Here is a 12,157-nt window from a genome sequence, read left to right on the forward strand (position 1 = left end):
TCCTAGAATCTGTTGTCCATTGCATAATTTGCAAATGTTTTTATGTCCAGATCCCAGTGTCACGCACTGGGATGACAAGAGTTGGGTGACAAGAAGAAGCACTGATTTCATATGCATCTGAACAGTATTAAACACCTCCACGCTGACTTTGGCTACACACCTTTGATGGACTGCTGATTAAGTCTAGAAGTGAATTACAGTGATCGCTATGAAATGCGCTATCAAGGCTTAAAGACCTAGGTTTTTTTTCTGAATCATCAATTTCCTCTGTAAGCTGGTAAAACATTTTTGAATTGTTATCAAAAACTTCCTTTTTATTAACAAGTACTTTATCAATTACTGGACTTAACAGTTCTACTTCGTTATTTAAGTATTGTACTTTATCGTTTAGCTCTTTTTTTTCTCTTATTAATCTTTCAATCTCATCTTCATATTCTTTAAACTTTAATTCCAGTGATGGACGGTACTTATTAACTATTTCTTCTTCTATCTCCTGCCGTAATTGCCCTCTTATTGTCTCGATCTGCTCATCTTTAAGCTCTAGCTCGTTCTTTAACGTTTCAAAATCCCACGTTAGCTGATCTGCCTCTTGTTCATCAGATTCCAAATGTGCGTTATGCTCATTTTCTAAATTTTGTATTTGAGATTTATAACTCGCTATACACTTATCCCTTGCACTTATCATGTGTTCTGCTTCCTCTATCTCTTCCTCTTTTTTTTCAAACTGGTTCAATTTACCTTGTAGTTTCTCTTGTTCTGCATTAGCAGTTTTTAGCTTTTCCTTCAGTTCTTCTACCTTTTCTTCCAGTTCCTTATTTTTTCCATAAATTTCTTGAATTTTCTGCTCTTGCTCCTTATTGAGCTGGATTATTCGCTCATCTGTTTTACTCATTTCTTTCTCAAGTCTTTGTTCCTTTTCTTTACACTCAACTTGTAAATCATTGCACTGTTCCTTCAATTCCTCAATTTTTTGCTTAGCCTCCACGAGTTCTTGTTCTGATTCTACTTGCTTTGCTTTTAACATTTGATTTGCTTCTTTCAGTAATAATAACTCTTCTTTCAAATCTGATATTTGTTGTTCACTGCTTTCTTTTGTACTATTGCTATAGTGTTCTGATTGATCAAGCTTGTCTTCCAAACTATACTTTTCTTCTTTCAGTTGATTTAATTCCTCGTGCAATTTTCTTAACTCACTTATCAACTCTTCTTTTCGTGCATTGGCAACTTCCAGCTTTTTCTTCAGGTCTTTCTTTTCTTCATATGCACCTTCAAGTTCTTGCACTCTTTCTTGCAGCTCTGTTGATATATTTGCTAGTTTTTCATCTTTTTGTGTCAGTTCAGTTTGTAATTTTGCATTTTTTTGCTTTTCTTCTCCAAGTTTATCCTGTAAATCACTATTGTGCTTTTCTAACTCTTCAAGTTCTTGTTCAGCGTTGTCGAACCTATATTGTAAATTGTTCCTCAGTTCATTTAATTCTCTAATTTCTTGTTCAGCTTTTGTAAGCTTTTGATCTAGTTGTTGTGAGTTAACTTCTGTCTGAGTTTCAGTTTCTTGAGAGCCAATTCCTGTTTGAGTTTCAACGTGCTGCACAGCAACCTCTGTCTGAGTTTCAGTGTGCTGTAAATTAACTTCTGTTTGAGTTGCAACTTCTTGTAAACTTTGAATTTCAGCCTGTTGAGAGCCAATTTTCGTTTGAGTTTCAGTGTGCTGTAAACTAATTCCTGTTTGAATTGCAACCTCTTGTAAATCAACTTTTGTCTGAGTTTCAGTCTGTTGAGAGCCAATTTCTGTTTGAGTCTTAACGTGTTGTACAGAGACCTCTGTCTGAGTTTCAGTGTGCTGTGAATTAACTTCTGTTTGAGTTGCAATTGCCTGAGTTGCAACCTGCTGTGTATTAACCTCTGATACATTGTTGCTAGTGAAAGAAAGAATAGGATTGCTTTTAGCATCATTTTCAAGATCTTTCATCTTTTCATCTTTTCATCTTTATTGATTACGATATGTTCATTATTTTGCAGATTAATAACAGCTGGAGCATCTTTATTCTTCTCCAATAATGCTTTGACAGCGTCATGTAGAGAGAGACCTTGAATATATAATTCTTCATTTTGTCTTATTAATTCCAAAAACTCCTCAGGTGGCGATTCAAAATCTTTACCATTAAACTGTAGTACTTTAGTTATACCAGAATTACTTACATTCATAACCATAGTACAGGTAAAAGTTTTCCCATCCTTGTCCTGCACAGGCCAAGTGCTTATCATTTCATAATATGCACCCTCTTTAAATTCATAATGTCTTTCCTTACCTTTTCGGTAAGCGTATATGTCATGCTTTTTATCGCAATAGATATTCAATGTGCTAATATCCCTTTCTTGCTGTAAGATATCACTAATTCTTATTGGCTCACTTCTATTGTAATTAATAAGATTAATGTTTAACACTTTATCAGAATTGTTAGTTTCTACATAAAAAGCTCGAAGGTCTATGTCTTTATCTCTAAAATACTTACTTACAGCTTTTTTTGCCTGATTTGCTAATTCTATAAAGTTTTTTTTAAAGCTCTTGTTGAAAGATAGATCTATATATGCTTGCTTAAAATTTTCATCATTTGTTAAATCCATGAGCAAGTCATAAACCTCCCATTTTTCCTGACAATGTTCTTCTAAAACAGTAATGCTATTTTTTCTTTTCAGCTCTGCTAATATGTTTTTCAATGTCGGGAAATTTGTTGACATAGTATACCCCTTATTACTATTGTTCTGATAATATATTTACTTTAGGAGTGATTAAGCTATCAAAACTCCTTTTATATGAACCTTTTTAGTTGAATTTAATTGCGAGCGTTAAACTCGAACTTAGTCATTTTGTTTATTGTTCCTCACTACCTATTTATGTTACTATACTAATAGTAGCACTAAGTTTTAGGCTATGCAAGAATTTCTATTGAACGTAAAGCTAGTAAACTTCAGAAATTGGTTATGCTAATTTTGTTAATAAAGTGCAACCAATTCATGTTTATTACCAGGAGTATACTGTGTCTCAGTGCAATATTTTCTTTCCTAACGGACTGAAAATTGAGTTGAGTTAAAAATCCGATTTTATTTAATACTTTTCAAAGATGACAATATTTTGTAAAAATAGGTTTTTAATAGGACAATAATATGGAAATTTTTCTTGATAGTGTTGATTTGAATGAAATTAAGGAGCTAAAAGAGTTCATTGATGGCATAACAACTAATCCTTCTTTAATAGCAAAATCTGGACATAAAGATAAGTACGAAGATTTAGTAAGCGAAATATGCTCTATTATAAAAGGGCCTGTTAGTGTTGAAGTTGTTGCAGATAGCCATGAAGATATGGTTAAGGAAGGCCTGAAGTTAGCGAAAATAGCTAGTAATATCGTAGTAAAGTTACCCCTTACACATGAAGGATTAATTTCTTGTAAAAAGTTGTGGACAGAACATAAAATACCTGCTAACATTACATTATGTTTTTCTCCTGGACAAGCACTGTTTGCCGCTAAGGTCGGTGCTTGTTTTATTTCTCCCTTTGTTGGTCGCCTTGATGATATAAGCTATGATGGCTTATCGCTAATAGAAGATATATGCACTATATATTCTAATTATAATTTTAAGACAAAAGTTCTTGTTGCATCAGTAAGAAGTCCAGCACATGTAATAGAAGCTGCACGGCTTGGTGCTCATTCAATTACTGTACCAGCAAAAATACTTAGACAGTTAATTAATCATCCACTTACTGATCAAGGGCTCGCAATATTTGAAAAAGACTGGGGCGTAAAGTAATACATGATATTGCTATAAAATATAATATAAAAAGGACATAGGTACCATCTGTCCCTTAAAGACATGCAGGTTAATGATATGCGTAATTCAGAATTTTAAACATAATGACCCTCCTGTTAATAAAAAAAGATTCAGAAAAATGTATACAGCTACGACCGAAGTATAGCTTAAATATATTTTAACTGAAGATTATAGATTAATTGAATTGAAAAGTCTGCAGACGAAGATAGATTCCGAGCTCTAGAACGCCTTCACTACGTATGGTAACAAAACTATTAGAGTTTGTCAAGTAATTTTTTATCGTAATTTTACGAACGTGCCATGCAAGTAATTATATCTAGTTAAATTTGTAAAGTAATACAGTGTTTTCGATAGTTATAAAAAAGCTGGATTTCAGTACTGGAGTAACATTTTGGAAATTGGGATGAAAAGAGGGAAAGTACTGGTTTGAAATTAAGTTTTCTGGATTCCAGTGCTGAAATGACAAGAGAGGAGTTCCAGGTACAGCTGTTACCTATAGAATGGCAGTACTAGAATGATAACAAACTGAATGACATATTTAATCTCTATACAGATGTACATCACGCACCGATTTCCATTCAAGGTAATGTCATTCCAGCAATGGAATCCATTTAGATTTGCGAGTATAAAAGTAATACAACATTTTTGATGATGGAAGCCATTACTAGAATAACAAGAAAGGAAGTGCTGATTTCAGTGTTTATACGTTAGCCATGCATCTAAAAATTTATAAACAAAAGATTACACTTCACAACTTTGTGATGGAATAAGTTTTTCAATGTTGTTGACGCAAAACTCAGTTGTATCATTAGCTATTTCATCGAATTTATCATTTATATCCTTACCTATTTTTTCATCTTTAATATATTCATACAGAGCTAAAATAGCTATAGTTGAGCATATTGCGATGAAACCAACTTTTGCTGTAATAAGTAATGATATCCCACCTGCAAGTATGGACACTGCTCCAATAGCTAGGTTTATAATTTTATTTTGTGTTGATTGATTCTCTTTATCCTCTAAAACGTTTGATATTGCTTTTGAGGCAATTTTTATTGCTATTGCTGTAGTTGAGATTATAACAAACATCATAGCTATTTTTGCTAAGAGAAAAATTGATGGTAGCATTATTACAAGAAACAGTGAAGCACCTCCTATAAATAACCATTTCTCATTTATTTTTTTAGACTGATCTGTATTATTAGGCATTGCAACCCTCCACTTTCATTAACAGTTTATTCATATAATATGAAACATGCTATAGTCAAGATGTTTTTGTGTGGAGAAGCTTGCGATTGAGTTTTGAAGAGCTTTAGCTTTACAAGATGGTAGATTTGGTGATTATCGTAAGATTCTTGCAGTCATTTTAGTGGGAAGAATTTGTAAAATATGAAAAAATAACCGCCAGAAAATTGGAAACGCTATAACTTTCTTTCCTTTAAATATACTTTTTAAAATATATGCTGCAGCTTTTTCTGGCTCCCATATGAAGGGAAGTGGTTTATTAGACTTAAACATATCTGTTTTTACTGGCCCTGGCATTATGGTGATAAACTTTGTGCTACTGTCAGCATATTGGATTTTTAGTGATTGAAAACAACTTTTTAGTGCTGCTTTGCTGGCACAGTATGCAGAAGCATGTGGTGTTGCATGCATAGCAACAAGAGAAGATATAACCGCAAAAGTTGCCAAGGAATTATGATGAATCCATTCTTCAATCCAGTTGATAACGCCAAAATAATTGGTTTCAAATGTTTTTCTATGAATGTTGGTATGAAACTTATCTTCTATTTCGCCACATCCTGCATTAAGAAAAAAGAGATTTGGTATAATATTTTGCTTTTTTAAAAAATCAGACGAGTTTTTAATATTTTCACTTTTGCTTACATCACATGTTATAGGTAAAAAATTACTACCTAATTCTTCTTTTAATTTTTCCAGTTTTTCAGTGCGCCTTGCAATGCCAACCACAAATCATCCATCTTTAATGAGCAACCGTGCTAGACTTTCTCCAATGACAGATGATGCTCCTGTAATGAGACAAGTTTTTCTATCCATGTGAATTTACATAACGTGAAGTATGAATGTAATGACTATTGCCTATTCACACAAGTTAAGTTTGCTATAATTTTGCTAAATAATAAAAAAAGAAAGCTACTTATAATTTTGAATTTTATATAAAGTTAAAGGGAAATTTAGTATTTGCTTACTTGTAATTTAAAATTCTTATATAATATTTTAAATGAGTTGAGAGAATTAAATGCAGGATGCAGCTTTAGTTTTACAAGATGGCAAGTGCTTTTGGGGAAGATCGGTAGGTAAAAAGGGCAAATGTATAGGTGAAGTTTGTTTTATCACTGGTATGACCGGGTATCAACATACTATAACCGATCCTTCTTTTGCTAATCAAATCATAGCGTTCACTTTTCCTCATATTGGTAATGTTGGAATAAATCATAAAGATAATGAAGGAGAGAAAATTTTTGCAAGTGGTGTGGTTATGCGTGAACTTTCTCCTATGTCTCACTCTTCTTCATATATTAGTTTAAATGATTGGTTGGAGAAAAATAATGTAGTTGGGATATCGGGAATTGATACTAGAGCTTTGACGAGATATTTGAGAAAACATGGATCTCAAAATGGAATGATATGTCCGTCAAGTGAGGCACATATATTAGATGAATTGAAGAAATACAAATCTGTAAATGGAATAGAAATAACTAAGAAAGTCAGTTTAAGTAATAACTTTCAAAGCGCTCTTAATGCAAAATATAGGATTGTAATTGTTGATTTCGGTATAAAAAATAGTATAATCTCACGCTTAGTAGAACTTGATTGTACGGTTGAATTAGTCAAACCAGATACAGGTTTTGCTCACAAAATATTAAGCATGAATCCAGATGGTATAGTGCTTTCAAATGGCCCTGGTGATCCACAAGAGATAGGAGAGAGTGTAATTTCAGAAATAGAAATTATTGTGAAATCTAAAATACCAGTTTTTGGCATATGCCTGGGCCATCAATTACTTGCAGTTACTTTGGGAGCAAAGACTGTCAAGATGGATATTGGTCATCGAGGGAGTAATCATCCAATTTATGATCTAGAGAATAAAAAAGTTGAGATAACTAGCCAAAATCATGGTTTTGTTGTTGATTCAGCTTCTCTTCCAAGTAACGTTGAAGTTACTCATATTTCTCTATTTGATAATAGTGTAGAGGGGATAATGATGAAGGATTACCCAGTCTTTTCTACTCAATACCATCCAGAAGAAGCGCCAGGTACACATGATTCACATTATTTATTTGGGCGTTTTATTGACAATATTTTGTTATATAAAAGTAAAATCTAACTGAAATCAGTTAGATTAGCTTTTATTACTTGATCTTTTGGATTTGGATGTTTAATATTAGAAATAATAAAACTTAAGTTAAGGTAGTGTTCTCTTAACAGATTTTTGTGGAGGAGTGACCGAGTGGTTAAAGGTAACAGACTGTAAATCTGTCCGCATTGCGTACGTAGGTTCGAATCCTACCTCCTCCATTGTGCGGGTATAGCTCAATGGTAGAGCTCTAGCCTTCCAAGCTAGTGACGTGGGTTCGATTCCCACTATCCGCTCTTTTTTTGTTGTATTTATATAAAATCAACATATTATTTATTGATGTATTTGTATTTTAAGTAGAAGAGTTAAGATTATGACAGCGATAGTAGAAGCATTTGGAAAGCCGCATGTAAACGTGGGAACGATAGGACATGTGGATCATGGGAAGACAACGTTAACAGCGGCGATAACAAAGCATTATGGTAATTTTGTAGCATATGATCAAATAGATAAAGCGCCAGAAGAGAGAAAGAGAGGTATAACAATAGCAACAGCGCATGTTGAATATCAAACAGAAAAGAGACACTATGCACACGTTGATTGCCCTGGACATGCTGATTATGTAAAGAATATGATAGTAGGTGCAGCACAGATGGATGCAGCGATATTGGTAGTGTCAGGGGTTGATGGGCCGATGCCACAAACGAGAGAGCATATATTGCTGGCAAAACAGGTGGGTGTTGGATATATCGTGGTATATATAAATAAAGCTGATGTTGCTGATGCTGATATGATAGATTTGGTAGAAATGGAAGTGAGAGAGTTGCTGAGTAAGTATGGATTTCCAGGTGATGAAGTGCCTATGATAGTTGGGTCTGCGTTAAAAGCATTAGAGGATGATAGTAGTGAGTATGGAAAGAAATCAATAGATAAATTGATGGAGAAGTTAGATGAGTATGTGGCAGTACCTCCAAGGCCTATAGATTTGCCGTTTTTGTTGCCAATAGAAGATGTATTTTCAATATCGGGCCGAGGGACGGTAGTAACAGGAAGAATAGAGAAGGGGGAGATAAAGACAGGGGACGAGATAGAGATAATAGGTCTGAAAGGGACGCAAAAGACGATATGTACTGGTGTTGAGATGTTTAAGAAGTTGCTAGATAAGGGAAGTGCAGGACTCAATGTAGGAATACTACTAAGAGGAACAAAGAGAGAAGAAGTGGAGAGAGGGCAAGTATTGGCAAAACCAGGGACAATAACCCCGCATAAGAAATTTAATGCGGAGGTGTATATATTGAAGAAAGAAGAAGGAGGAAGGCATACACCATTTTTTGGAAATTATCAGCCACAGTTTTATTTAAGGACAACGGATGTAACTGGGAGCATAAAATTGCTAGATGGAAAGGAGATGGTAATGCCAGGGGACAATGTAAGTATAGAAGTGGAGTTGCAAGTACCAATAGCAATGGATAAAGGATTGCGTTTTGCGATAAGAGAAGGTGGTAGAACTGTTGGTTCTGGGGTTGTTTCGGAAATTTTAGAATGAGTATAATAACTAAGATGAAGCAAGATATATATATTAGAATCAAAGCTTTCGATTGTTCTTTGTTGGAAAAGTGTATTCGCGAGTTTATTGATCAATTAAAGCAGTTTAATGCAGATTTATCTGGTCCGATTGCGTTGCCAAGAAAAGATTCTAAATTTACTGTTAATAGGTCTCCTCATGTTGATAAAAAATCTCGTGAGCAATTTGAAATGAGAATTTCTAAGCGGTTAATTATTGTACATAATCCTACTTCTACTATGATGAAGATGCTTGCAGATTTATCTTTTTCTGCTGGTGTAGAAGTGGATTTAAAGGTTAAGGAAGTTAATATTTAGGAAAAGGAAATGAAGAGAATAAATTCGCTTAGGAGAATTGGTTTGTTAATGACGAATGTTGGCCATACTGCTATGTATTTTGATAATAGTCGCATGGCTGTAACCTTATTGCATCTCAGCGAAACTTATATTATCGATATAAAAGGACAAGATAAATGTGGCTACAATTCAGTCATTTTAGGCACAGGAGATTTAAAAAAAATAGCAAAACCTCAGTTGGAATATTTAAAGAAAAAGGGTATAAATAGTAAATGTAAATTATACGAAAGTAGATTAACTGATCTATTCGGAATAGAATGTGGTAAAAAGGTGGGGGTTAATCATTTTGTAGTTGGTCAATATCTTGACATTACGGGTTATTCTTTAGGCAAAGGGTTTGCTGGTGTGATGAAGCGGCATAACTTCAGTGGGCTTAGGGCATCTCATGGCGTTTCTATTGCTCATAGATCACAAGGTTCTACTGGTCAATGTCAAGATCCTGGTAGAGTATTCAAGGGGAAGAAAATGGCTGGTCATTTAGGTAATAGCAGAGTAACTGTACAGAATATGAAAATATTATCCATTGATTATGAAAATAGCATAATTGCTGTAAAGGGTAATAATGTTCCTGGGTTTAAAAACTCTTATGTTTTTGTGAGAGATGCAGTTAAAAAGCCTTTACATAAAGATGTTCCTTTTCCAGTAGGTCTGCTGTTGAATATGAGTGATGATGCTAATAATTTGGTGAGTTAGTTATGGAATGTGAATTAGTTGATCTATCTAATAATAATGTAGGTAGTGTTGAGCTTAATCCCTTGATATTTTCTGCCAAGCAAAAATTGAGTATTTTGCATGATATAGTGAGATGGCAATTAGCAAAGAGAAGAGTTGGTGCTCATAAAACAAAGGGTATCAGTGATGTTTCTGGTACAACAGCTAAGCCTTATGGTCAAAAACGTACCGGTAGGGCGAGACAGGGGAGCTTGCGATCTCCTCAATTTAGAGGTGGTGGAATTATTTTTGGTCCTGTTGTGAGGAGTCATGCTTATTCTCTTAATAAAAAAGTACGTAAATTTGGTTTAAAAATTGCTTTATCTCTAAAATATTTAAATAATCAAGTTATTGTTCTTGATAGTTTAAATGTTGATGTGAAGAAAACATCTAAAATGTGTGAATATATTAAAAATTTTAAATTTTCTTCTTTTTTAATAGTTGGTGATTATGGAGATGATTTGTTACGTGCTGCTAAAAATTTGCATTATGTAGATTTAATCAAACCCATTGGGTTAAATGTTTTTGATATATTGAATCATGAATGCGTGATGTTAACAAAAGACACTTTAAAGCATCTTGAAGGTAGATTGTTATGATTAAATATAATAATATAATAAAATCTCCTGTAATCACAGAAAAGTCTTCTCTTTTAAGAGAGAAGTTTAATAAATACTCTTTGTATGTTTTTGTAAATGTAAATAAGCGTCAAATAAAATCGGCAATAGAGTCTTTATTTAATGTCAGAACTTCTTCTATAAATGTTATTAGAGTTAAACCTAAATATAGACGTTTCAGGGGTGTGATTGGTTGTAAAAAACAGAGAAAAAAGGTTTATTTTTCTTTGATAGATGGTCAAAAATTAGATATAATGAGCGTTTAATATGGGTATGAAATTTTTTAATCCTGTTACTCCGTCTTCTCGTGGGACTATATTAATAAGTAAAATTGGTTTATCAAAAGATAAGCCGGAGAAGTCTCTTGTATTTGGTAAGAAATCCAGTGGTGGAAGAAATAATCATGGTAGAATTACAACTCGTCACAGGGGTGGTGGTCACAAGAAGAAGTATAGAGTTATAGATTTTAAACGTAATAGAAGTGATCAGGGTGTAGTTGAGAAAATAGAGTATGATCCAAATAGAAGTGGGTTTTTAGCATTAGTATCATATAAGGAAGATGATACTAAATCTTATATATTAGCTCCTCAAGGTATGAAGCCTGGTGATGTTGTGACAGCTGGAGATGATGCTGATATTTTGCCAGGGAATTGTTTACTACTCAAGCATATACCTGTTGGTTCTTTCGTTCATAATGTTGAGCTGAAGCCAGGTAATGGTGCTGCGATTGCTAGAGCTGCTGGTTGTTATGCACAAATCGTTGGTCGTGATGGTCAATATGTTTTATTACGACTCAGGTCTGGTCAAATTAGGTTGATTTTATCTTCTTGCAAGGCTACTATTGGTGTAGTATCTAACCCTGACCATAAGAATAGAAAGTTGGGTAAAGCTGGGAGAAGTAGGTGGCTTGGGATTAGACCTACTGTACGTGGAGTTGCAATGAATCCGGTTGACCATCCTCATGGAGGTGGAGAGGGAAAAACTTCTGGCGGTCGTCATCCTGTTACTCCTTGGGGTGTTGCAACAAAAGGAAGGAAAACTAGGAAAAAAAATAAATCTAGTGATAAGTATATAAAAAAATTGAAAGGTTAATTTATGAGTAGATCTGTATGGAAACCACCTTTTTTACACCCATCTGTACTAAGATTAGTTCAGAGAGCTTTAAAAGAGGGTTCTATTAATAAGGTGATAAAAATTCATTCCAGGGCTTCTGTAATTCTTCCTAATTGTTTGGGTTTAAAGTTTGCTGTTTATAATGGTAAAGATTACATTCCTGTTAGTATTGATAATCAGAATATGATAGGTCATAAATTTGGTGAATTTTCACCTACTCGTAAATTTACTGGGCACGGTGGTGATAAAAAGGCAACAAGAAGATAGGTAATTTATATGAAAAATAGGGATATAATAGTTGAGGCTGGTTCTAGGATTTTAAGATCGACTCCTCGCAAATTGAATTTGGTTGCTGATTTAGTACGTAATAAAAAAGTTTCTTTTGCTAATGTACAATTAAGATTTTGTGAAAAAAAAGCTGCTGGTTTTATAATGAAAGTGTTGAATTCTGCAATTTCTAATGCTCAAAATAATTATGGATTGAACATTGATAATTTATATATAAAGGAAATTTTAATAGGTAAGTCCCTTACTTTGCGTAGAGTATATCCAAAAGCTATGGGTAGGGCTAATAGAATGAGTAAATTTTATAGTAATATAACTATAAAATTGAAAGAAATTGTATGATTTATAGAAATGGAAAGTTAAT

The 12,157-nt window shown here is 33.7% G+C and carries 12 protein-coding genes, 2 tRNA genes and 1 pseudogene; 12 read left to right on the top strand and 3 right to left on the bottom strand.

Going from position 1 to position 12,157, the window contains the following annotated elements; genetic code table 11:
• Positions 1-127: 127 nt before the first annotated feature.
• Positions 128-2,739, bottom strand: a pseudogene (locus OM967_RS06960) (hypothetical protein).
• Between the two features lie 426 nt (positions 2,740-3,165).
• Here OM967_RS06960 and fsa point away from each other — a divergent pair.
• Positions 3,166-3,807, top strand: a complete 642-nt coding sequence (gene fsa, locus OM967_RS06970) for a fructose-6-phosphate aldolase (protein WP_211907840.1) — start codon at positions 3,166-3,168, stop codon at positions 3,805-3,807.
• Positions 3,808-4,569: 762 nt separating this feature from the next.
• Here the strand turns inward: fsa and OM967_RS06975 are convergent.
• Both OM967_RS06975 and OM967_RS06980 read right to left on the bottom strand, forming a co-directional pair.
• A complete protein-coding gene (locus tag OM967_RS06975) occupies positions 4,570-5,037 on the bottom strand; it encodes a hypothetical protein (RefSeq protein WP_250120303.1) in 468 nt (155 codons plus the stop codon).
• 132 nt (positions 5,038-5,169) lie between these two features.
• The gene (locus tag OM967_RS06980) at positions 5,170-5,799 is read right to left on the bottom strand and encodes an SDR family NAD(P)-dependent oxidoreductase (RefSeq protein WP_246433137.1); all 630 of its coding nucleotides are present in this window, start codon (positions 5,797-5,799) and stop codon (positions 5,170-5,172) included.
• Between the two features lie 289 nt (positions 5,800-6,088).
• Here OM967_RS06980 and carA point away from each other — a divergent pair, with 289 nt between their 5' ends.
• From carA to rplV, 11 genes are all read left to right on the top strand, one after another.
• Positions 6,089-7,177: a glutamine-hydrolyzing carbamoyl-phosphate synthase small subunit gene (gene carA / locus OM967_RS06985; protein WP_211907842.1), complete on the top strand. Its 1,089-nt coding sequence runs from the start codon at positions 6,089-6,091 to the stop codon at positions 7,175-7,177.
• Between the two features lie 109 nt (positions 7,178-7,286).
• Positions 7,287-7,368 (top strand) — tRNA-Tyr (locus OM967_RS06990).
• 4 nt (positions 7,369-7,372) lie between these two features.
• Positions 7,373-7,443, top strand: a tRNA-Gly gene (locus OM967_RS06995).
• 77 nt (positions 7,444-7,520) lie between these two features.
• Positions 7,521-8,693: an elongation factor Tu gene (gene tuf / locus OM967_RS07000; protein WP_211907845.1), complete on the top strand. Its 1,173-nt coding sequence runs from the start codon at positions 7,521-7,523 to the stop codon at positions 8,691-8,693.
• Positions 8,694-8,707: 14 nt separating this feature from the next.
• Complete coding sequence (gene rpsJ / locus OM967_RS07005; RefSeq protein WP_012482004.1) at positions 8,708-9,028, top strand: 30S ribosomal protein S10; 321 nt, start codon at positions 8,708-8,710, stop codon at positions 9,026-9,028.
• 9 nt (positions 9,029-9,037) lie between these two features.
• Positions 9,038-9,760: a 50S ribosomal protein L3 gene (gene rplC, locus OM967_RS07010; RefSeq protein ID WP_012482005.1), complete on the top strand. Its 723-nt coding sequence runs from the start codon at positions 9,038-9,040 to the stop codon at positions 9,758-9,760.
• A gap of 2 nt (positions 9,761-9,762) precedes the next feature.
• Positions 9,763-10,377 (top strand): 50S ribosomal protein L4, encoded by a 615-nt coding sequence (gene rplD, locus OM967_RS07015; RefSeq protein WP_006012216.1) that lies wholly within the window; start codon positions 9,763-9,765, stop codon positions 10,375-10,377.
• Positions 10,374-10,661 (top strand): 50S ribosomal protein L23, encoded by a 288-nt coding sequence (locus OM967_RS07020; protein WP_211907847.1) that lies wholly within the window; start codon positions 10,374-10,376, stop codon positions 10,659-10,661. The genes rplD and OM967_RS07020 overlap by 4 nt, the downstream gene beginning before the upstream one ends.
• 1 nt (position 10,662) lies before the next feature.
• Positions 10,663-11,487 (top strand): 50S ribosomal protein L2, encoded by an 825-nt coding sequence (gene rplB, locus OM967_RS07025; protein WP_211907849.1) that lies wholly within the window; start codon positions 10,663-10,665, stop codon positions 11,485-11,487.
• A gap of 3 nt (positions 11,488-11,490) precedes the next feature.
• On the top strand, positions 11,491-11,775 hold the full coding sequence (rpsS, locus tag OM967_RS07030; RefSeq protein WP_211907851.1) for a 30S ribosomal protein S19: 285 nt from the start codon (positions 11,491-11,493) through the stop codon (positions 11,773-11,775).
• A gap of 9 nt (positions 11,776-11,784) precedes the next feature.
• On the top strand, positions 11,785-12,135 hold the full coding sequence (rplV, locus tag OM967_RS07035; RefSeq protein WP_211907853.1) for a 50S ribosomal protein L22: 351 nt from the start codon (positions 11,785-11,787) through the stop codon (positions 12,133-12,135).
• Positions 12,136-12,157 lie beyond the last annotated feature (22 nt).

Origin of the sequence: Wolbachia endosymbiont (group B) of Dolichovespula media (assembly GCF_947179505.1) — a bacterium.
Lineage (GTDB): Bacteria > Pseudomonadota > Alphaproteobacteria > Rickettsiales > Anaplasmataceae > Wolbachia.